General features: G+C 62.1%; 18 protein-coding genes. 9 read left to right on the plus strand and 9 right to left on the minus strand.

Annotation, left to right across the window (positions count from 1 at the left end):
• Positions 1-80: 80 nt before the first annotated feature.
• The 3 genes from NUV89_RS17625 to NUV89_RS17635 are packed head-to-tail and all read right to left on the minus strand — an operon-like array spanning position 81 to position 2,085.
• Positions 81-698 (minus strand): TPM domain-containing protein, encoded by a 618-nt coding sequence (locus tag NUV89_RS17625; protein ID WP_017737108.1) that lies wholly within the window; start codon positions 696-698, stop codon positions 81-83.
• A 31-nt stretch (positions 699-729) separates the two neighbouring features.
• Positions 730-1,455: a YgcG family protein gene (locus tag NUV89_RS17630; protein ID WP_257782316.1), complete on the minus strand. Its 726-nt coding sequence runs from the start codon at positions 1,453-1,455 to the stop codon at positions 730-732.
• A gap of 18 nt (positions 1,456-1,473) precedes the next feature.
• Complete coding sequence (locus NUV89_RS17635) at positions 1,474-2,085, minus strand: LemA family protein (RefSeq protein ID WP_257782317.1); 612 nt, start codon at positions 2,083-2,085, stop codon at positions 1,474-1,476.
• A gap of 225 nt (positions 2,086-2,310) precedes the next feature.
• On the opposite strand from NUV89_RS17635, the gene bglX reads away from it, so the two are divergent.
• Positions 2,311-4,602 carry a beta-glucosidase BglX gene (gene bglX, locus NUV89_RS17640; protein WP_257782318.1) on the plus strand — a complete coding sequence of 764 codons (2,292 nt, stop codon included), beginning with the start codon at positions 2,311-2,313 and terminating at the stop codon, positions 4,600-4,602.
• A 145-nt stretch (positions 4,603-4,747) separates the two neighbouring features.
• Here bglX and NUV89_RS17645 read toward each other — a convergent pair whose 3' ends face one another.
• From NUV89_RS17645 to NUV89_RS17660, 4 genes are all read right to left on the minus strand, one after another.
• A complete protein-coding gene (locus NUV89_RS17645) occupies positions 4,748-5,905 on the minus strand; it encodes a phosphatidylserine/phosphatidylglycerophosphate/cardiolipin synthase family protein (RefSeq protein ID WP_257782319.1) in 1,158 nt (385 codons plus the stop codon).
• Positions 5,906-5,907: 2 nt separating this feature from the next.
• The gene (locus NUV89_RS17650) at positions 5,908-6,486 is read right to left on the minus strand and encodes a YceI family protein (protein ID WP_257782320.1); all 579 of its coding nucleotides are present in this window, start codon (positions 6,484-6,486) and stop codon (positions 5,908-5,910) included.
• 188 nt (positions 6,487-6,674) lie between these two features.
• Positions 6,675-6,989 carry an amidase gene (locus tag NUV89_RS17655; protein WP_257782321.1) on the minus strand — a complete coding sequence of 105 codons (315 nt, stop codon included), beginning with the start codon at positions 6,987-6,989 and terminating at the stop codon, positions 6,675-6,677.
• On the minus strand, positions 6,986-8,059 hold the full coding sequence (locus NUV89_RS17660; protein ID WP_257782327.1) for a serine hydrolase: 1,074 nt from the start codon (positions 8,057-8,059) through the stop codon (positions 6,986-6,988). Before NUV89_RS17660 ends, NUV89_RS17655 begins: the two co-directional genes overlap by 4 nt.
• A gap of 187 nt (positions 8,060-8,246) precedes the next feature.
• On the opposite strand from NUV89_RS17660, the gene olsB reads away from it, so the two are divergent.
• Positions 8,247-9,002: an L-ornithine N(alpha)-acyltransferase gene (gene olsB / locus NUV89_RS17665; RefSeq protein ID WP_017736899.1), complete on the plus strand. Its 756-nt coding sequence runs from the start codon at positions 8,247-8,249 to the stop codon at positions 9,000-9,002.
• A complete protein-coding gene (locus NUV89_RS17670) occupies positions 9,002-9,793 on the plus strand; it encodes a 1-acyl-sn-glycerol-3-phosphate acyltransferase (RefSeq protein WP_257782322.1) in 792 nt (263 codons plus the stop codon). The genes olsB and NUV89_RS17670 overlap by 1 nt, the downstream gene beginning before the upstream one ends.
• Before the next feature lie 113 nt (positions 9,794-9,906).
• Here the strand turns inward: NUV89_RS17670 and NUV89_RS17675 are convergent, their stop codons facing one another.
• A complete protein-coding gene (locus NUV89_RS17675) occupies positions 9,907-10,491 on the minus strand; it encodes an ACP phosphodiesterase (RefSeq protein ID WP_257782323.1) in 585 nt (194 codons plus the stop codon).
• Positions 10,492-10,645: 154 nt separating this feature from the next.
• Between NUV89_RS17675 and NUV89_RS17680 the strand changes: the two genes are divergently transcribed.
• Genes NUV89_RS17680 through NUV89_RS17690 form a run of 3 tightly spaced genes read left to right on the plus strand, consistent with a single transcriptional unit; the run spans position 10,646 to position 13,224 of the window.
• On the plus strand, positions 10,646-10,960 hold the full coding sequence (locus NUV89_RS17680; protein ID WP_017736896.1) for a helix-turn-helix transcriptional regulator: 315 nt from the start codon (positions 10,646-10,648) through the stop codon (positions 10,958-10,960).
• Between the two features lie 13 nt (positions 10,961-10,973).
• Positions 10,974-12,140, plus strand: coding sequence for an MFS transporter (locus tag NUV89_RS17685; protein ID WP_017736895.1), 1,167 nt, complete (start codon positions 10,974-10,976; stop codon positions 12,138-12,140).
• Positions 12,141-12,168: 28 nt separating this feature from the next.
• Positions 12,169-13,224: an alkene reductase gene (locus NUV89_RS17690; RefSeq protein ID WP_257782324.1), complete on the plus strand. Its 1,056-nt coding sequence runs from the start codon at positions 12,169-12,171 to the stop codon at positions 13,222-13,224.
• Between the two features lie 391 nt (positions 13,225-13,615).
• Here NUV89_RS17690 and NUV89_RS17695 read toward each other — a convergent pair whose 3' ends face one another.
• Entirely contained in the window at positions 13,616-14,248 is a 633-nt protein-coding gene (locus NUV89_RS17695) for a TetR family transcriptional regulator (RefSeq protein WP_124525942.1), read from the minus strand.
• A 286-nt stretch (positions 14,249-14,534) separates the two neighbouring features.
• On the opposite strand from NUV89_RS17695, the gene NUV89_RS17700 reads away from it, so the two are divergent.
• From NUV89_RS17700 to adeC, 3 genes are read left to right on the plus strand one after another with little or no spacing between them, the layout of a single operon-like run.
• Entirely contained in the window at positions 14,535-15,683 is a 1,149-nt protein-coding gene (locus NUV89_RS17700) for an efflux RND transporter periplasmic adaptor subunit (protein ID WP_026136800.1), read from the plus strand.
• 3 nt (positions 15,684-15,686) lie between these two features.
• Positions 15,687-18,848, plus strand: a complete 3,162-nt coding sequence (locus NUV89_RS17705) for an efflux RND transporter permease subunit (protein ID WP_257782325.1) — start codon at positions 15,687-15,689, stop codon at positions 18,846-18,848.
• Positions 18,845-20,302 (plus strand): AdeC/AdeK/OprM family multidrug efflux complex outer membrane factor, encoded by a 1,458-nt coding sequence (adeC, locus tag NUV89_RS17710; protein WP_257782326.1) that lies wholly within the window; start codon positions 18,845-18,847, stop codon positions 20,300-20,302. Before NUV89_RS17705 ends, adeC begins: the two co-directional genes overlap by 4 nt.
• The last annotated feature ends 108 nt before the right edge of the window (positions 20,303-20,410 follow it).

Consider the following 20,410-nt stretch of genomic DNA (forward strand, 5'->3'; position numbering starts at 1 on the left):
GTGTCAGTCAAAGATATTTCAACTGATCCACCGCATTCGCGAGCAAGCCCGCTCCCACATTTAGAACTGCATTGTCTGGATTACTTGAGTACGACCAAACGATTGGGCAGCTCGTTACGCGTCTGCGTCACCGGCACATGCACCTTCAACAACTCGCCACACGCCTCGATGCAGTCGATAAACCCGGCCAGCGTCTGCCCCTGCTTCACCTGCTGGGTAAACGCCTGCACGATGGCATCCCAACTGCCGTCATCCAAGCGCTTGGAAATCCCGTCATCCACCAGGATCTCCACATACCGTTCCGCTTCGCTGACAAAGATCAGCACCCCGGTGCTGCCCAGGGTGTGGTGCAGGTTCTGCTCCAGGAACTGGCGCCGCGCCAGGTTGGACGCGCGCCAGTGGCGCACCGAACGGGGGATCAGTCGGGTGGTGACCTTGGGCAAGCGAAACACCAGGCACAACACGATAAACGTCGCCCATTGCGCCAGCAGCAAGGTGTACATGGTCAGGTAGCCCGACAGGTAATGCACCACGCCCGGCACCACCAATGCGATCAGACTCGCCCACAACAGCGGGATGTAAGCGTAGTCATCGGCGCGGGCGGCGAGCACGGTCACCAGTTCGGCGTCGGTGGTTTTCTCCACGCGGGCAATCGCTTCGGCCACTTGGCGCTGCTCGTGTTCAGTCAGTAATGCCATGGTTATAGATGCTCTTTTCTAGTTATTGTCATTACCAGCCACCCGATGCCCCGCCGCCGCCGAAGCCGCCACCGCCGCCGCGGAAACCACCGCCGCCGCCCCCACCGCCACCGCGACCGCTGCTGCTGAGGATCGCCAGCAGGATCGCGCCCACCGGCAGGCCCAGGCGATTGCACAGCCACAACACGCCGATCAGCAGGATAAACAGGCCAATGGAAAACCCCGGATTATCCTTGGCAAAGTTGGCCTCCGCCACATGCGCAGGCACCGCCAGCGGTTCACCGCCCACCACCTGCACCATCGCCGCCACGCCGTCGCTGATGCCCTGGCTGTAGTTGCCGGCCTTGAACTTGGGCGCAATCACCTGGTTGATGATGACCCACGACTGCGCATCGGTGAGCACGCCTTCCAGGCCATAGCCGACTTCGATGCGCAATTTGCGTTCGTCGCGGGCGACGATCAACAGCGCGCCGTTGTCCTTGCCCTTCTGGCCGATGCCCCAGTGGCGGCCCAGTTGATAACCGAAGTCTTCAATGGGCACGCCTTGCAGGTCGGGCACGGTGACCACCACGATCTGGTCGCCCGAGGTCTGCTCCAGCGCCTGCAATTGCTGGGTCAGTTGCTCGCGCGTGGCCGGGTCGATCATCTGGGCAGTGTCCACCACCCGCCCGGTCAGCGCCGGGAACGTCAGCGCTGCCTGGGCCACGCCCACGCAGGCCAACAACCACAGCGCCAGGCTTATCCGTAATAAACGCATCGACACCTCAATGCAGCGTTATTTGAACTTCACTTGCGGTGCTTTATCGGCATCGGCGCTGGTGGCTTCAAACGTGGCGCGGATCGGCAAGTCGCTGTACATCACGCTGTGCCACAGACGGCCGGGGAAGGTGCGGATCTCGGTGTTGTAGGCCTGCACCGCCTGGATAAAGTCGCGACGCGCCACGGCGATGCGGTTTTCGGTGCCTTCAAGTTGCGATTGCAGGGCCAGGAAGTTCTGGTTGGCCTTGAGGTCCGGGTAGCGTTCGGACACCACCATCAACCGGCTGAGGGCACCGCTCAAGCCGTCCTGGGCTTGCTGGAACTGCTTGAGTTTTTCCGGGTTGTCGAGGGTGCTGGCATCCACCTGGATCGACGTGGCCTTGGCCCGCGCTTCGATCACGGCGGTGAGGGTGTCTTGCTCATGGGCGGCGTAGCCCTTGACCACTTCCACCAGGTTGGGGATCAGGTCGGCGCGGCGCTGGTACTGGTTCTGCACCTGGCCCCAGGCGGCTTTGGCCTGTTCGTCGAGGGTCGGGATGTTGTTGATGCCGCAACCGCTCAGCACGCTGCCGATCAGTAGCAAAGCCGCGGTTTTCAAGCCCCAGCGGTAACCTTGTGCTGCTTGCATGGTGTTTCTCCTGGCGAACCTTGATGGAATTGGGCAGCCGTGAGGCATAATCCGCGACCACGACTGGATTGCATCGAATCAATCAGCTAAAAAGATGCCCACCGCTAATAAGAGTTCCGAAGTGTGCGGCATTTGTCGGTATAACACTCGAACAACAACATACGTCCCCCACATTTTGGCAGAACAGCGCGTTTTCGCTGGGCAGTGTGCCGAAAAAGGATATTCATGAAAAAGCTGTGTTTGCTCGGCCTTGTTGCCACTCTGGCCAGTCACCCCGTATGGGCAGAAACAAAGCCTGCTGCGCTTAAAGACAAGGACGCGTTTGTCAGCGACCTGCTCAAGCAGATGACCCTCGATGAAAAGATCGGCCAATTGCGCCTAATCAGCATCGGCCCCGAAATGCCCCGCGAGCTGATCCGCCAGGAAATCGCCGCCGGCCGCATCGGTGGCACGTTCAACTCCATCACCCGCCCGGAAAACCGTCCGATGCAGGACGCGGCCATGCGCAGCCGCTTGAAGATCCCGATGTTCTTCGCCTACGACGTGATCCACGGCCACCGCACGATCTTCCCGATCAGCCTGGCCCTGGCCTCCAGCTGGGATATGGACGCCATCCATCGCTCCGGGCGCATTGCCGCCCAGGAAGCCGCCGCCGACAGCCTCGACATCACCTTTGCGCCGATGGTGGATATCTCCCGCGACCCCCGCTGGGGCCGCACGTCCGAAGGGTTCGGCGAGGACACCTACCTGGTTTCACGCATTGCCGAAGTGATGGTCAAGGCGTTCCAGGGCACAAGCCCGGCGAATGCCGACAGCCTCATGGCCAGCGTCAAGCACTTCGCCCTGTATGGCGCGGTGGAAGGCGGCCGCGACTACAACGTCGTCGATATGAGCCCGGTGAAGATGTACCAGGACTACCTGCCGCCGTACCACGCGGCGATCAAGGCCGGTTCCGGCGGCGTGATGGTGGCGCTGAACTCGATCAACGGCGTGCCCGCCACCGCCAACACCTGGCTGATGAACGACTTGCTGCGCCGCGACTGGGGCTTCAAGGGCCTGACCGTCAGCGACCACGGCGCGATTTTCGAGCTTATCAAGCACGGCGTAGCCAAGGACGGGCGTGAAGCCGCGAAACTGGCGATCAAGGCCGGTATCGACATGAGCATGAACGACTCGCTGTACGGCAAGGAATTGCCGGGGCTGCTCAAGTCGGGCGAGATCGAACAGAGCGACATCGACAACGCCGTGCGCGAAGTGCTCGGCGCCAAGTACGACATGGGCCTGTTCAAGGACCCGTACCTGCGCATCGGCAAGGCCGAGGATGACCCGGCCGACACCTACGCCGACAACCGCCTGCACCGCAGCGACGCCCGCGACGTAGCGCGCCGCAGCCTGGTGTTGCTGAAAAACAGGAACGAAACGCTGCCGCTGAAAAAGTCCGCGACCATCGCCCTGGTCGGCCCGCTGGCCAAGGCCCCGATCGACATGATGGGCAGCTGGGCCGCCGCTGGTCGCCCTGCGCAATCGGTCACCCTGCTGGACGGCTTGAACGCGGTGATCGGTGAAAAAGGCAAAGTGATCTACGCCCGTGGTGCCAACATCACCAACGACAAGGCCGTGGTCGACTACCTCAACTTCCTCAACTTCGATGCCCCGGAAGTGGTGGATGACAAACGCGCGCCGCAGGTGTTGATCGACGAAGCGGTGAAAGCCGCCAAGAGTGCCGACGTGATCGTCGCGGCGGTGGGCGAGTCCCGTGGCATGTCCCACGAATCTTCCAGCCGCACCGACCTGAACATCCCGCAGAGCCAACGCGACCTGATAAAGGCCCTGAAAGCCACCGGCAAGCCGTTGGTGCTGGTGCTGATGAACGGCCGCCCGCTGTCGATCCTGGAAGAAAACCAACAGGCCGACGCGATCCTGGAAACCTGGTTCGCCGGCACCGAAGGCGGCAACGCCATCGCCGATGTACTGTTTGGCGACTACAACCCGTCGGGCAAGCTGCCGATCACCTTCCCACGTTCGGTGGGGCAGATTCCGACCTACTACAACCACCTGACCATTGGCCGGCCGTTCACCCCGGGCAAGCCGGGTAACTACACCTCGCAATACTTCGATGACACCACCGGGCCGCTGTTTCCGTTTGGTTATGGCCTGAGCTACACCACGTTCAGCCTGTCGGACATGGCGTTGTCGTCCACCACCTTGAACAAGACCGGCAAGCTCGACGCCAGCGTCACCCTGAAAAACACCGGCAAGGTCGATGGCGAAACCGTGGTGCAGCTGTATATCCAGGACGTGGCCGGCTCGATGATCCGCCCGATCAAGGAGCTGAAGAACTTCCAGAAGGTCATGCTCAAGGCCGGTGAAGAGCGCACGTTGCACTTCACCATCACCGAGGAAGACTTGAAGTTCTACAACACCCAGCTCAAGTTCGCGGCAGAGCCGGGTGAGTTCAATGTGCAGATTGGGTTGGATTCCCAGGATGTGCAGCAGCAGACCTTTGAGCTGCTCTAAAACAGTACGCGGTTAAAAAATGTGGGAGCGGGCTTGCTCGCGAATGCAGTGGATCAGTCAACATCTTCGGTGACTGACACTCCGCCTTCGCGAGCAAGTCGAATCGTCGCACCGCCGCTCCCACATTTAGATCGAGTTGAGCCGACTAGCCGCGTCTATCCAACAGGTTCACCACCAACCGATCAATCCACCCCCACACCCGCTGCTTCACCCGCCGCCACAACGGCCGCGATTGCCACACCTCCAGGCTCACTGCCAGGCTCTGCGCGAAATCCCGCTCGAAACTGCCCGCCACTGCCTGCGTCAACTCAGGGTCCAACGCTTCCAGGTTGGCGTCCAGGTTGAAGCGCAGGTTCCAGTGATCGAAATTGCACGACCCCACACTGACCCAATCGTCCACCAGCACCATTTTCAGGTGCAAAAAGCACGGCTGGTATTCAAAGATCTGCACCCCCGAACGCAGCAGGCGCGGGTAATACCGGTGCCCGGCATACCGCACGGACGGGTGATCGGTGCGCGGCCCGGTGAGCAGCAAGCGCACATCCACCCCGCGTCCGGCGGCACGGCGCAAGGCGCGACGTACGCCCCAGGTCGGCAGGAAGTACGGCGTGGCCAACCAGATACGTTGCTGGCCGCTGTTCAACGCGCGGATCAAGGATTGCAAAATGTCGCGGTGCTGGCGGGCGTCGGCATAGGCGACACGGCCCAGGCCCGGCCCCGTGGCGGGCATCTTGGGCAAGCGTGGCAAACCGAAACGGGTCGCGGGCTTCCACTCCCGGCGCGCAGCGTTGGCGTGCCATTGGCGGTCGAACAGCGCCTGCCAGTCCTGCACCAACGGGCCGTCCATCTGCACCATCACTTCATGCCAGTCGGCCGTGTCATTGCCCGGGGTCCAGAATTCATCGGTCACGCCCGTACCGCCGACAAAGGCGCTGCGCTGGTCGATCAGCAACAACTTGCGGTGATCGCGGTACAGGTTGCGCATCCACCGCCGCCAGCTGAGGCGATTGTAGAACCGCAGCGCCACACCCGCGTCGGTCAGGCGCTTGCGCAGGCCGAGGGTAAACGCCAGGCTGCCGTAGTCATCAAACAGGCAGCGCACCTGCACGCCGCGCTCGGCAGCCAGCACCAGCGCCTGGACCAAGGCGTCGGCACAGGCCCCGGCTTCCACCAGGTACAACTCCAGATCCACCTGGCGCTCAGCGCGGGCAATGCCCACCAGCATCTGCGGGAAGAAATTCGGCCCGTCGATCAACAACTCGAAGCGGTTGGCGCTGCGCCACGGGAACACTGCGCCGCTCATGGTCAGCGCGCCGTGAAGATCAGCACCGCACCCACCGGCACCGACAAACTGATGGACGCCAGACCAGCCGCCTTGCGCAAGCTGGCGACACCCGGCATCAAATCAAAATCCTCGGCATGCAGCACCACCGGCTCCAGGGTCACCACCTGGAAGCGCCGGTCATCCAGGCGCGTGGCGAGCAGCTCGGCGCTGTAGGTCTGCGTCTTGCCGTGCAGGGTCACGCTCAAGGGCAGGCGCAGTTCCAACTGCGCGCCGGCGGCCAGGTCATTGATCGGTTGCAGGTTGATCTGCGCGCGGATCAGCGCGTCGGGGAAGGTCTTGATCTGGAACAGGTCATTGCGCATACGTTCGTCGCGCAGCGGGATACCACTGTTGACCGACTCCAGCTCCACTTCCACCTGCGCGGCGCCAGCGCCGTCGACCTTGCCGTGCAACACCAAAAAGCGCTGCACTTCGGCGATGTCGGTGTTCTTGGTGGTGACAAAGGACAGGCGTGAAGATTCGTTATCCAGGTACCAGTCGGCATGGGCAGGCACGGCAGCGGCGGCCAGCAGGGCGAAGGCCAGGGGTTTGATAGACATTAAAGACTCGTGGGGCGAAAAACCTGCACGAACCTTAAGCGCAATGTCACAAGCGGCGCAAATCCGATGTGAATGCAGACTAGTGTGGGAGCGGGCTTGCTCGCGAAGGCGTAGTGTCAGACATTGAATAGTTGACTGACCCACCGCTTTCGCGAGCAAGCCCGCTCCCACAGGGGGTATGAGGTGTGTCAGGGGTTCAAGCGACAGCCCTGGCGGTCGCCGAGCCAGCGCGCGGTGTGGGTACGCCCCATGCCGCTGGCAGTGACTTCACTGCGCTCGGGGTTATCGCTGAACTCGCTGGTCGGCACGTACTGCTTCACGTAACCCCGGCAATAGTCGGCCGGGTTGTTCGCCACATACCGGCACGAGCAATACTCCTTGGCCGTGTACGCCGCAATGATGTCGGGAAAGGCTTGCAGGTTGACCCGTTCGTGCCACACCCAGCCCACCAGCGCGAGCAACAACACCAGCAGCAGACTGGTAAACGGCCGACGCCGGATCATGGCTGCACCGCCGCCAGCACGCGCTTGAGCAATTCGTTGTGGCGGTAACTGCCGTCGCGGTCATCGCCGTAGCGCACGATCACCAGGCGTTCGGCGGGCAACACGTACAGCGCCTGCCCCCAATGGCCGAGGGCGGCGAAGGTGTCGGCGGGCGCATCGGGCCAGGGTCTCGATGGGCCTTTGTTGAGCCACCAATGGCCACCGGGCGCGGCTTCGTCCTGTCCGGCTTTGTACTTATCGAAAGGCTGGCGGTTGAAGGCGACCCAGTCTTTGGGTAGCAATTGTTGCTCTCCCCAGCGGCCGTCTCGCGCCATCAACAAACCGACACGCGCCAGGTCGCGGGCGGTGAGGTAGGCGTAGGACGAAGCGACGAAGGTTTCATCGGCGTCGGTTTCCCAGGTGGCATTACGGATGCCCAATGGTTTGAACAACGCATCCCACGGATAACTCATGTAGGCCTTGTGGCCGAGCATGCCTTTAAGGGTGGCGGACAGGATGTTGCTATCGCCGCTGGAGTAGCGGAACGCCTGGCCCGGCGCGCTGGCGGCGTTGCTATCGGCGGCGAACTCGGCCATATCACTGCGCCCTCGGGTGTAGAGCATCGCCACCACCGAGGATTTCAGCGGGGCGTATTCGTAGTCTTCCTGCCAGTCCAGGCCCGAGGCCCAGTGCAACAGGTCAGCCATGGTGACTGTGGGATGCTGCTTCATCGGCGGATAGAAACGCGCGGCGGGATCGGTCAGCTTGAAGCGGTTTTCGCCATAGGCCACGCCCAACACCGTCGCCATCAGGCTTTTACTGACAGACCACGTGAGGTGCGGCGTGCTGGCCGTGGTTGGCGCGGCATAACGCTCATAGATGATTTCACCATCGCGGATCACCAGCAGCGCATCGGTACGGACGCCCTGGCGGGTTTCGTCATCACGCGGGGGGAACGCGTAGGTGTCCAGGGCATCGACAGCGGGGCCTGCGATCGGTGTGCCTTTGGCCCACTCCTTGCCGGGCCAGGTTTCGGCGTGGGCGGCCGCGGTGACAGACAACAGCACAACACACAACAAGCCTCTGACCATGGACGCGGACTCAACGGGGGCATTCAAGCCCGCGAGCCTAGCCGAGGGTGATGACAGATTTGCGACAGGAGGGGCTGTCATTCAAGCGTCACCATAAGTTCATGGAGATGACACCGGGCCTCCATAGCCTGAGTTTGGACAACAAAGTCGACCGGCCGAAATCGTGGCCGGCACTCGGAGACTCGCCATGACTCAGATCGCCCGCATCAGCGACACCGGCAATGAACGCCGTCTGCAAGCCGAACGCCTGGTTGGCGCACAGGCGTTGCAGGAAGCCCAGGCCTTGCGGTTCAACGTGTTCAGCGGCGAGTTCAACGCCAAGCTGAAAGGCGCGGAACTGGGTCTGGACATGGATGACTATGATGTTCACTGCAGCCACATCGGCGTGCGGGACTTGAACAGCGGGCGCCTGGTGGCCACTACCCGTTTGCTCGACCACGCGGCCGCCAGCACCCTGGGCCGGTTCTACAGTGAAGAAGAATTCAGCCTGCATGGCTTGCTGCACCTGCAAGGCCCGATCCTGGAAATCGGCCGCACCTGTGTCGATCCGGCCTACCGCAACGGCGGCACCATCGCCGTGTTGTGGGGCGAATTGGCCGAAGTGCTGAACCAGGGCGGCTACAGCTACCTGATGGGTTGCGCGAGCATCCCGATGCACGACGGCGGCATCCAGGCCCACGCGATCATGCAGCGCCTGCGCGAACGCTACCTGTGCAACGAACACCTGCGCGCCGAACCGAAGAAACCCCTGCCGGCCCTGGACCTGCCGTCCAACGTCATCGCGGAAATGCCGCCGTTGCTCAAGGCCTACATGCGCCTGGGCGCGAAGATCTGCGGCGAGCCGTGCTGGGACGAGGATTTCCAGGTGGCCGACGTGTTCATCCTGCTCAAGCGCGATGAGCTTTGCCCGCGTTATGCCCGCCACTTCAAGGCGGCCATGTAATGAGCCGCCTGCGGGTGTACGGGCGTATTGCCCGCGTGCTGGTGGTGGTGGGGCTGGGCTTGAGCATGGCCAGTGTGTTTGGCCTGTTCGAGCGCCTGGGCATTGCCAACTCGATGGTGCGGCGCCAGCGCTGGTCGCGGTTTTTCATGGCACGGTTGACCAACGCCCTGCCCTTTCGCGTGAGCGTGCACGGTGAATTGCCGACGCAGCCCATGCTGTGGGTGAGCAATCACGTGTCGTGGACGGATATCCCGTTGCTCGGTGCCGTGGCGCCGATGTCGTTTCTGTCCAAGGCCGAAGTGCGCACCTGGCCGGTGGCAGGCTGGCTGGCGGCGAAGGCCGGTAGCTTGTTTATCCGTCGCGGCTCGGGCGACAGCCAGCTGATCCGCAAGCAGATGACCCGCCATCTGGAGCAACAGCACCCGCTGCTGATGTTCCCCGAAGGCACCACCACCGACGGGCGCAGCCTGCGCACCTTCCACGGGCGTTTGCTGGCCAGTGCGATTGACGCGGATGTGTCACTGCAACCCGTGGCGATCCGCTATCTGCGCGAGGGCCAGGTCGACCCGCTGGCACCGTTTATTGGCGATGATGATTTGCTCTCGCACCTGATGCGCTTGTTTGCCAATGACCAGGGCGATGTGGAGATTCATCTGCTCAAGCCGATTGCCTGTGCCGGGCAGGAACGTGCGGCGTTGGCGTATCAGGCGCAGCAGGCGGTGCAGAAGGTGTTGTTTGGGCCGGTGCCGGAGGCTGAGCAGGTGGAGGCTCGGCCAGCATTTGCAGCCTGAACATAAGTGAACACAGTTCAAAATGTGGGAGCGGGCTTGCTCGCGAATGCGGTCTGTCAGTTACAAATCTGCTGTCTGATACACCGCTTTCGCGAGCAAGCCCGCTCCCACATTCAGATCTCAGTCGTCAGTTGAGCTTGTGCAAACGCCTGTAGCTGCGGATAGAACACTCGGAAGTCGTCACTCAGCGGTTCATACAACACCCGCAATTCCTGCATGGCATGTCCGAGTTCCTCAGGCTGCGACAACCGCCGCGAAATCCCCCGCAACACCTGTTCCATCACCGCAAACTCGCGATAAGACCCCAACCAATCATCCGCCGCCATCCAGGGCGCAATCTGCGCCAGCCGCCCCGGTAACTGCGGTTCGGCCGCCAGCACGCGGTACACCTGCGCGGTGAAGCGCTCCAGCGGCTGGTCGGCGTACAGCGCCCAGTCCCGCGCCAGGCAGTGATCGAAAAACACATCGAGGACGATCCCGGCATAACGCCTGCGGGTGAGGCTGAAGCGCGACAACGCCTCCCCCACCAACGGGTGGCTGTCGGTAAAGCGGTCGATGGATCGGTGCAGCTGGATCGCCGCTTCGATTTGCGGGTTGAACTGCCCTTGCAGGCGGCCTTTGACGAAGTCGCCATAGAGGCTGCCCAGCAGTTGTGCAGGAAGTTGGCCGCCCAGGTGCAGATGTGCGAGATAATTCATGCCGCGCAGTTTAGCACTGCCGTCAACGTATCGTTATAACCCGATATACCGATTTGAGCGGCTTTAAGACCCAATTCATATTGGCATATCGGGATACAACGATTTAAGGTTCGCCTCATCGCGATATAACGTTTCAAGACACCGAGCACCTGCCATGTCCATCGACCTCGACGAAATAATAAAAGCCCTGGCGCACCCAGTACGGCGAGACATCCTCAACTGGCTGAAAGACCCGAAAGTGCAATTCCCCGAGCAACTGCACAACCACGAATACGGCATCTGTGCCGGACAGATCGACCAACGCTGCGGCTTGTCCCAGTCCACCGTGTCGGCCCACCTGGCGACGTTGCAACGCGCGGGGTTAATCAGCAGCCAGAAGGCCGGGCAGTGGCACTTTTTCAAACGCAACGAGGAAACCATCCAAGCGTTCCTCGATGCGCTCATCACCGAACTCAGCGCACCGCTGTAACAAGGAAACCCTAATGCCCCTCTCGCTACTCATCCTGGCCCTGAGCGCCTTCGCCATCGGCACCACCGAGTTCGTCATCATGGGCCTGTTGCCCGATGTGGCGGCGGACCTCGGCGTGTCGATCCCCGGCGCCGGCTGGCTGGTCACCGGCTACGCCCTCGGCGTGGCCATTGGTGCGCCGTTCATGGCACTGGCCACCGCCAAGCTGCCACGCAAGGCGGCACTGGTGGCGTTGATGGGCATCTTTATCGTCGGCAACCTGCTCTGCGCCCTGGCCAGTGACTACAACGTGCTGATGTTTGCCCGTGTGGTCACCGCGCTGTGCCACGGTGCGTTCTTCGGGATCGGTTCGGTGGTCGCGGCCAACCTGGTGCCGGCCAACAAGCGCGCATCGGCCGTGGCCTTGATGTTCACCGGCTTGACCCTGGCCAACGTCCTCGGTGTGCCGCTGGGCACCGCACTGGGCCAGGCCGCGGGCTGGCGCTCGACGTTCTGGGCGGTCACCGTGATTGGTGTCATCGCGCTGATCGGCCTGATCCGCTTCCTGCCGGCCAAGCGTGACGAAGAAAAACTCGACATGCGCGCCGAACTCGCGGCCCTCAAGGGTGCCGGCATCTGGTTGTCGCTGACCATGACCGCGCTGTTCTCCGCGTCGATGTTCACCCTCTTCACCTACGTCGCGCCGCTGCTGGGCGACGTTACCGGCATCTCGCCCAAAGGCGTGACCTGGACCCTGTTGCTGATCGGCCTGGGCCTGACCCTGGGCAACATCATCGGCGGCAAGCTGGCGGACAAGCGCCTGGCAGCCACCTTGATCGGCGTGTTTATCAGCATGGCGGTGATCTCCACCGCGCTGACCTGGACCAGCGTTGCCGTGATCCCGACGGAAATCACCCTGTTCCTGTGGGCCACCGCCGCCTTCGCCGCCGTGCCGGCGCTGCAAATCAACGTGGTGACCTTTGGCAAGGCGGCGCCGAACCTGGTGTCCACCCTGAACATCGGCGCCTTCAACATCGGTAACGCCCTCGGCGCCTGGGTCGGCGGCAGTGTGATTGCCCACGGTTTCGGCCTGACCAGCGTGCCTCTGGCCGCTGGCGCCCTGGCGATCCTCGCGCTGCTGGTGACCCTGATTACTTTCCGTCAGAACGGCGACGCCGACCTGGCCCCTGCGACCCACTGATCAACTTCAAAGAGAAAGGTGTTATCCCATGACGACTATTTTCGACCCGATCAAACTGGGCGACCTGGAACTGTCCAACCGCATCATCATGGCGCCGCTGACCCGCTGCCGTGCCGACGCCGGTCGCGTGCCCAACGCGCTGATGGCCGAGTACTACGTGCAACGCGCTTCCGCCGGGCTGATCCTCAGCGAAGCCACCTCGGTGACGCCGCTGGGCGTGGGTTACCCGGACACGCCGGGCATCTGGTCCAACGACCAGGTGCGTGGCTGGGCCAACGTGACCAAGGCGATCCACGGCGCGGGTGGCAAGATTTTCCTGCAACTGTGGCATGTGGGGCGTATCTCCCATGAGTCGTACCTGAACGGCGAAACCCCGGTGGCGCCGAGCGCGATCCAGCCCAAGGGCCACGTCAGCCTGGTACGCCCACTGGCCGACTACCCGACGCCGCGCGCCCTGGAAACCGCGGAAATCGCCGACATCGTCGACGCCTACCGCACCGGCGCCGAGAACGCCAAGGCCGCCGGCTTCGACGGCGTGGAAATCCACGGCGCCAACGGCTACCTGCTCGACCAGTTCCTGCAAAGCAGCACCAACCAGCGCACCGACCAATACGGCGGCTCCCTGGAAAACCGCGCACGCCTGCTGCTGGAAGTGACCGACGCCGCCATCGAAGTCTGGGGCGCCGGCCGCGTGGGTGTGCACCTGGCACCGCGTGCCGACTCCCACGACATGGGCGACGACAACCTGGCCGAAACCTTTACCTACGTGGCCAGCGAACTGGGCAAGCGTGGCATCGCGTTCATCTGCTCCCGCGAGAAAGAAGCCGGCGACAGCCTCGGCCCGCAATTGAAGAAGGCGTTTGGCGGCGTGTACATCGCCAACGAACGCTTCACCAAGGCCAGCGCCAACGCGTGGCTGGCCGAAGGCAAGGCGGATGCCGTGGCCTGGGGCGTACCGTTCATTGCCAACCCGGACTTGCCTGCACGCTTGAAAGCCGATGCGCCGCTCAACGATCCGCGCCCGGATACGTTCTATAGCAAGGGCCCTGTCGGCTATATCGACTACCCGACGCTGGCGATCTGATCGCCTGAAACGCAAAAAGCCCCGGCTCGTAAGAACCGGGGCTTTTTTATGCCGCTCTGAAGCACACCACCTCCCCCTGTGGGAGCGGGCTTGTGTGGGAGCGGGCTTGCTCGCGAAGACGGTGTATCAGATACATATCCGGTGACTGGCCCACCGCATTCGCGAGCAAGCCCGCTCCCACACAAAAGCCAGCCATCTTCTGAATCTGATTGGCCTGAGGGAAACACGCCTTCACACCCCTGCAACAAAATCCCTACAAAATACTTAGCCGGCTACCTATCAACCCCCGGCCAGCGCGTATATAAAGTCACCCCACAAATAAGGCAGAAGGACGATTGACCATCCTTAAGCTTTACTGTTGACACAACCTGATGCAATTACGCATTTTGTCTCAATTGCGCAGGCTAGGGCTCAGGCGCAGCATGTCGAGCCCGGCGTCAACCCAGCGCTCGGCATCCTGATGCAATTGGAAGCTGTCAGGGACGAGCAGCCACTGGCCGATCAGCCCGTTGATATAGGCATGAATGCACACGGCACCACGGGTAGTGTCGAGGTTTTCCGGTAGTTGGCCACGATGCACTGCATTGCGCAGGGTCAAGCCGATACGCAAATTGCACTCTAGGCTGTGGGTCTGGCGCTGCCGGCGCATGTCGCACATTTCATCGGTGAATTCGCACTTATGAAACAAAATCTCATTGATGCGCCGGGTTTTCGGGTCCAGGGCCACTTGATGAAACAGATGGATCAACAGCTTGCGCATGCAGCCGAGCGGGTCGAGTTCGTCTTCGCTCTCGCTGGCCCGGGCCAGTTCGTCCAGCGGCTCGTGCAGCGTGTCGAGCAACGCCTGGAGCAAGTCGGACTTGTTGCTGAAGTGCCAATAGATGGCGCCCCGGGTCACGCCCGCCAACGCGGCGATGTCCGCCAGGGTGGTGCGCGCCACACCGCGCTCATAGAAGGCCTGCTCGGCGGCTTGGAGAATCTGGCTGCGCGTTTCCTGAGCTTCCTCTTTGGTGCGACGAACCATGGCAGTAAAACCTCAATCAGGACACTTGGGACGATTGTTAACGCACAATTAATAGCCGCTAACGATCATCTGAATATTTGTGGGACGACACCATCGTGGGTGCCGAACGTAATGAAATCGAGGCTTTGGGCGTTGCTTTGTCAACATTCCGCGAAGCCTGTCAAGAGTTTACAAACAACCGTGAACGTAAGTATATTGCGTAGCAAGCTACTTATCTACTCACAGCTTGTTTTTTACCCTTCCACATTTCTTGTGCGCACCCTGCGCGCCTGACCCGAGGATCTTCATGCAACTTAAGCCAGCTGTTACCGCTCTGGTCACTGCCGTCGCCCTGGCATCGCTGCTCAGCGGATGTAAAAAGGAAGAAGCGGCTCCGCCCGCTCAAACCCCTCAGGTCGGCGTGGTCACTATTCAACCGCAAGCCTTTACCCTGACGTCCGAGCTGCCAGGCCGCACCACCGCCTACCGCATTGCGGAAGTTCGCCCACAGGTCAACGGCATCATTCTCAAGCGCCTGTTCAAGGAAGGCGGCGACGTGAAGGAAGGGCAACAGCTCTACCAGATCGACCCGTCGGTGTATGACGCCACCCTGAAAAGCGCACAAGCCAGCCTGACCCAGACCAAGTCCATCTCCGACCGCTACAAGCAGTTGGTCGATGAACAAGCCGTCAGCCGCCAGGAATACGACACCGCCGTCGCCAACCGCATGACCGCCGAAGCCAACGTGCAAACCGCGCAGATCAACGTGCGCTACACCAAGGTTTTCGCGCCGATCTCCGGGCGTATCGGCCGTTCTTCGGTGACCGAAGGTGCGCTGGTCAGCAATGGCCAGACCGATGCCATGGCGGTGATCCAGCAACTGGACCCGATCTACGTCGACGTCACCCAGTCTTCGGCGGAAATGCTGAAACTGCGCCGCGACCTGGAAAGCGGCCAGCTGGAAAAAGCCGGCGCCAATGCCGCCAAGGTCAAGCTGACCCTGGAAGACGGTACCGACTACAACCAGGACGGCAAACTGGAATTTTCCGAAGTGTCGGTTGACCAGACCACCGGTTCCGTGACCCTGCGCGCCGTGTTCCCCAACCCTGACCACACCCTGCTGCCGGGCATGTTCGTACACGCCCAGTTGCAAGCCGGTGTGAACAGCAAGGCCATCCTCGCCCCGCAGCAAGGCGTGACCCGCGACATCAAGGGCATCCCGACCGCGCTGGTGGTGAACAAGGACAACAAGGTCGAGCAACGCACCCTGGTTGCCAACCGCACGTCCGGCGCCTACTGGCTGGTGGAAAAAGGCCTCGACGCCGGTGACCGCGTGATTACCGAAGGCTTGCAATTCATCAAGCCGGGCATCGAAGTCAAGGTCAAGGACGCCGACAACGCCAAGCCTGCCGGAACCGTTGCTGCTCCTGCTGCCACTACGGGCAAAGGGGAGTAATCCATGTCGAAATTTTTTATCGACCGTCCCATTTTCGCCTGGGTAATTGCCCTGGTGATCATGCTGGTCGGGGCACTGTCGATCCTGAAGTTGCCCATCAACCAATACCCGGCCATCGCGCCAACCGCCATCGACATCCAGGTGACCTACCCAGGCGCGTCCGCACAAACCGTGCAGGACACCGTGGTGCAGGTCATCGAGCAACAGCTCAACGGTATCGACAACCTGCGTTATGTCGCCTCGGACAGTAACTCCGACGGCAGCATGACCATCACCGCGACGTTCAACCAGGGTACCAACCCGGACATCGCCCAGGTTCAGGTGCAGAACAAGCTGAACCTGGCGACCCCACTGCTGCCGCAAGAAGTGCAGCAGCAGGGTATCCGCGTGACCAAGTCGGTGAAGAACTTCCTGATGGTGATCGGTCTGGTGTCGGAAGACGGCAGCATGACCAAGGACGACCTGTCCAACTACATCGTGTCCAACATCCAGGACCCGATTTCCCGGACGGCGGGTGTGGGTGACTTCCAGGTCTTCGGTTCGCAGTACGCCATGCGTATCTGGCTCGACCCGGCCAAGCTGAACAACTACCAGTTGACCCCGGTCGACGTCAGCAGCGCCATCGCTGCGCAGAACGTACAGGTGGCCACCGGCCAACTGGGCGGCCTGCCTGCCCTGCCCGGCACCCAGCTGAACGCGACCATCATCGGCAAGACCCGTCTGCAAACCGCAGAAGAGTTCGGCAAGATCCTGATGAAGGTCAACGCGGATGGTTCGCAAGTTCGCCTGCGTGATGTCGCGCGCATCGAACTGGGCGGCCAGAACTACAGCATCAGTGCACAGTTCAACGGCAAGCCGGCTTCCGGTATGGCGATCAAGCTCGCCTCGGGCGCCAACGCCCTGGACACCGCCAAGGCGATCCGCGCGACGGTAGCGTCCCTGGAACCGTTCTTCCCGCCAGGCATGAAGGCGGTGGTGCCGTATGACACCACCCCAGTGGTGACCGAATCGATCTCCGGTGTCGTGCACACCCTGGTCGAAGCGATCGTGCTGGTGTTCCTGGTGATGTTCCTGTTCCTGCAGAACTTCCGCGCCACCATCATCACCACCATGACGGTACCGGTGGTATTGCTGGGTACGTTCGGCATCCTCGCGGCGTTCGGCTTCACCATCAACACCCTGACCATGTTCGGCATGATCCTCGCCATCGGCTTGCTGGTGGATGACGCCATCGTCGTGGTGGAAAACGTCGAGCGGGTAATGGCCGAGGAACACCTGTCGCCCAAGGAGGCGACGGTCAAGTCCATGGGCCAGATCCAGGGCGCCCTGGTGGGTATCGCGCTGGTGCTGTCGGCGGTATTGCTGCCAATGGCCTTCTTCGGCGGCTCCACCGGTGTGATCTACAAACAGTTCTCCATCACCATTGTTTCGGCGATGGCGCTGTCGGTACTGGTTGCCCTGATCTTCACCCCGGCCCTGTGCGCCACCATGCTCAAGCCGATCGACCCGGAAAAGCACGGCCAACCCAAGCGTGGTTTCTTCGGCTGGTTCAACCGCACCTTCGACCGTGGCGTACTGAGCTACGAGCGCGGCGTGGGCAACATGATCAAGCACAAATTCCCGGCGTTTTTTGTGTACCTGGTCATCGTCCTCGGCATGGTCTGGTTGTTCACCCGCATTCCAAGCGCGTTCCTCCCGGAAGAAGACCAGGGCGTGATCTTCGCCCAGGTGCAAACCCCGGTTGGCTCGTCGGCTGAACGCACGCAAAAAGTCATCGACGACATGCGCGCCTTCCTGCTGCACGACAAGGAAGGCGAGCCAGGCGAAGGCAAGGCTGTGAAATCGGTATTTACCGTAAACGGCTTCAACTTCGCCGGCCGTGGCCAGAGCTCGGGCCTGGCGTTCGTGATGCTCAAGCCATGGGATGAGCGTGACGCCTCCATGTCGGTGTTCGAAGTGGCCAAGCGTGCCCAGGGTTACTTCTTCGGTGCCTTCAAGGACGCCATGGTGTTCGCCATCGTGCCGCCGTCGGTACTGGAGTTGGGTAACGCCACCGGCTTCGACGTGTTCCTGCAAGACCAGGGCGGCGTCGGCCACGAAAAACTGATGGAAGCGCGTAACCAGTTCCTCGGCATGGCCGCACAAAGCAAGATCCTCGCAGGCGTGCGTCCCAACGGCGTGAACGATGAGCCGCAGTACGAGCTGACCGTTGACGACGAGAAGGCCAGTGCCCAAGGCATCACCCTGTCGAGCATCAACCAGACCCTGGCGATTGCCCTGGGTGGCAGCTACGTCAACGACTTCATCGACCGTGGTCGGGTGAAGAAGGTGTACGTGCAGGGCGAGGCCGCTGGGCGTATGTCGCCGGAAGACCTGGACAAATGGTTCGTGCGCAGCGACTCCGGGAAGATGGTGCCGATGTCGGCCATTTCCTCGGGCAAGTGGATCTTCGGTTCGCCGAAACTCTCGCGCTACAACGGTGTAGCGGCGATGGAAATCCTCGGCACCCCGGCACCGGGCTACAGCACCGGTGACGCCATGGCCGAAGTCGAACGCATCGCCAAGCAATTGCCGGCGGGTGTCGGCTACGCGTGGACCGGTCTGTCGTACGAAGAACGCCTGTCCGGCTCCCAGGCGCCGGCGCTGTACGCGCTGTCGCTGCTGGTGGTGTTCCTGTGCCTCGCGGCACTGTACGAAAGCTGGTCGATCCCGATTGCGGTGGTGCTGGTCGTGCCGCTGGGTGTGGTCGGGGCGTTGATCGCCACGAGCATGCGCGGGTTGTCCAACGACGTGTTCTTCCAGGTGGGCTTGTTGGTGACGGTGGGCCTGGCGGCGAAAAACGCCATCCTCATCGTCGAATTCGCCAAAGAGTTGCACGAGCAAGGCAAAGGCATTGTCGAGGCGGCCATCGAGGCATCTCGCATGCGTCTGCGGCCGATCATCATGACGTCCATGGCATTCATCCTCGGCGTATTGCCGCTGGCGATTTCCTCGGGCGCCGGCTCAGGCAGCCAGCACGCGATTGGTACCGGCGTTATCGGCGGTATGATTACGGCCACTGTCCTGGCGATCTTCTGGGTGCCACTGTTCTTTGCAACCGTGTCCGCCGCAGGCGAGCGTAAAAAGACTGAACCTACTGAAACCCATAAAGAGGCTGGCCTATGAGCAAGTCGCTCCTTTCCTTAGCCGTCACCGCCTTCGTGCTCAGTGGCTGCTCGCTGATACCTGACTATCAGCGCCCTGAAGCGCCGGTGGCCGCTCAGTTCCCGCAGGGGCCGGCGTATTCGTCGGCCCAGGCGCCGAACCAGGCCGCTGCCGAGCAGGGCTGGAAGCAGTTTTTCCATGACCCTGCCCTGCAACAGCTGATCCAGGTTGCCCTGGAGAACAACCGCGACCTGCGTGTCGCGGCCCTGAACATCGACGCCTATGCCGCGCAGTACCGCATCCAGCGCGCCGACCTGTTCCCGGCCGTCTCGGCCAATGGCAGCGGCAGCCGCCAGCGGGTGCCGGCGCGTGCCTCGCAGACCGGCGAGTCGAGCATCACCAGCTCGTATTCGGCCACCCTCGGGATCAGCGCGTATGAGCTGGACCTGTTCGGCCGGGTGCGCAGCCTGAGCGAAGAAGCCCTGCAAAAGTACTTCGCCACCGAAGAAGCCCGCCGCAGCACGCAGATCAGCCTGGTCGCCAACGTGGCCACGGCCTACGTGACCTGGCAGGCTGACAAAGAGCTGCTCAAGCTGACCCAGGACACCCTCGGTGCCTTCGAGCAGAGCTACAAGCTGACCTCGCGCAGCAACGAAGTCGGCGTGGCTTCGGCCCTCGACCTCAGCCAGGCGCGCACCTCGGTGGAAAACGCCCGGGTTGCCCTGGCCCGTTACACCCGCCAGGTGGCCCAGGACGAAAACAGCCTGACCCTGCTGCTGGGCACCGGCCTGCCGGCGAATATCGCCAGCCAGCCACTGGCCGACAACCTGCTCAGCGAAGTGCCAGCCGGGTTGCCCTCGGACCTGCTGCAACGTCGTCCCGACATCCTGCAAGCCGAGTACAACCTCAAGGCCGCCAACGCCAACATCGGCGCCGCCCGTGCAGCGTTCTTCCCGAGCATCAGTTTGACGGCCAACGCCGGCACCCTGAGCCCGGACCTGAGCGGCCTGTTCAAAGGCGGCTCGGGCACCTGGTCGTTCGCCCCGCAGATCAACATCCCGATCTTCAACGCCGGCAGCCTGCGCGCCAGCCTGGACTACGCGAAGATCCAGAAAGAGATCAACGTGGCGACCTACGAGAAGGCCATCCAGACCGGTTTCCAGGAAGTCTCCGACGGCCTCGCCGCGCGTGAGACCTACAAGGAACAGCTGGAAGCCCAGCGTGGTTTCGTCGCCGCCAACCAGGATTACTACCGCCTGGCCGAGCGTCGCTACCGCATTGGCGTGGACAGCAACCTGACGTTCCTCGACGCCCAGCGCCAACTGTTCAGTGCCCAGCAATCGCTGATAACCGACCGCCTGGCGCAGCTCACCAGCGAGGTCAACCTGTACAAGGCCCTCGGCGGTGGCTGGAACGCGCAGACCGCGAAGAACGAGCCGTTGAAAGAAGACGCACCGGCGCTGAAGTTGTTCTGATCGCGCTGTTGTAGATAGACAAAACCGCTTCCCTCACCGGAAGCGGTTTTTTTTTGTGGGGGGGGGGGGGGGGGGGGGGGGGGGGGGGGGGGGGGGGGGGGGGGGGGG

The organism is Pseudomonas sp. 18.1.10, from assembly GCF_024655625.1.
Taxonomy (GTDB): domain Bacteria; phylum Pseudomonadota; class Gammaproteobacteria; order Pseudomonadales; family Pseudomonadaceae; genus Aquipseudomonas.

What these genes read in the sequence shown, in the direction of transcription:
- NUV89_RS17625 (WP_017737108.1), bottom strand. Translation starts at nt 698, where the DNA reads ATGGCATTACTGACTGAACACGAGCAGCGCCAAGTGGCCGAAGCGATT.
- NUV89_RS17630 (WP_257782316.1), bottom strand. Translation starts at nt 1,455, where the DNA reads ATGCGTTTATTACGGATAAGCCTGGCGCTGTGGTTGTTGGCCTGCGTG.
- NUV89_RS17635 (WP_257782317.1), bottom strand. Translation starts at nt 2,085, where the DNA reads ATGCAAGCAGCACAAGGTTACCGCTGGGGCTTGAAAACCGCGGCTTTG.
- bglX (WP_257782318.1), top strand. Translation starts at nt 2,311, where the DNA reads ATGAAAAAGCTGTGTTTGCTCGGCCTTGTTGCCACTCTGGCCAGTCAC.
- NUV89_RS17645 (WP_257782319.1), bottom strand. Translation starts at nt 5,905, where the DNA reads ATGAGCGGCGCAGTGTTCCCGTGGCGCAGCGCCAACCGCTTCGAGTTG.
- NUV89_RS17650 (WP_257782320.1), bottom strand. Translation starts at nt 6,486, where the DNA reads ATGTCTATCAAACCCCTGGCCTTCGCCCTGCTGGCCGCCGCTGCCGTG.
- NUV89_RS17655 (WP_257782321.1), bottom strand. Translation starts at nt 6,989, where the DNA reads ATGATCCGGCGTCGGCCGTTTACCAGTCTGCTGCTGGTGTTGTTGCTC.
- NUV89_RS17660 (WP_257782327.1), bottom strand. Translation starts at nt 8,059, where the DNA reads ATGGTCAGAGGCTTGTTGTGTGTTGTGCTGTTGTCTGTCACCGCGGCC.
- olsB (WP_017736899.1), top strand. Translation starts at nt 8,247, where the DNA reads ATGACTCAGATCGCCCGCATCAGCGACACCGGCAATGAACGCCGTCTG.
- NUV89_RS17670 (WP_257782322.1), top strand. Translation starts at nt 9,002, where the DNA reads ATGAGCCGCCTGCGGGTGTACGGGCGTATTGCCCGCGTGCTGGTGGTG.
- NUV89_RS17675 (WP_257782323.1), bottom strand. Translation starts at nt 10,491, where the DNA reads ATGAATTATCTCGCACATCTGCACCTGGGCGGCCAACTTCCTGCACAA.
- NUV89_RS17680 (WP_017736896.1), top strand. Translation starts at nt 10,646, where the DNA reads ATGTCCATCGACCTCGACGAAATAATAAAAGCCCTGGCGCACCCAGTA.
- NUV89_RS17685 (WP_017736895.1), top strand. Translation starts at nt 10,974, where the DNA reads ATGCCCCTCTCGCTACTCATCCTGGCCCTGAGCGCCTTCGCCATCGGC.
- NUV89_RS17690 (WP_257782324.1), top strand. Translation starts at nt 12,169, where the DNA reads ATGACGACTATTTTCGACCCGATCAAACTGGGCGACCTGGAACTGTCC.
- NUV89_RS17695 (WP_124525942.1), bottom strand. Translation starts at nt 14,248, where the DNA reads ATGGTTCGTCGCACCAAAGAGGAAGCTCAGGAAACGCGCAGCCAGATT.
- NUV89_RS17700 (WP_026136800.1), top strand. Translation starts at nt 14,535, where the DNA reads ATGCAACTTAAGCCAGCTGTTACCGCTCTGGTCACTGCCGTCGCCCTG.
- NUV89_RS17705 (WP_257782325.1), top strand. Translation starts at nt 15,687, where the DNA reads ATGTCGAAATTTTTTATCGACCGTCCCATTTTCGCCTGGGTAATTGCC.
- adeC (WP_257782326.1), top strand. Translation starts at nt 18,845, where the DNA reads ATGAGCAAGTCGCTCCTTTCCTTAGCCGTCACCGCCTTCGTGCTCAGT.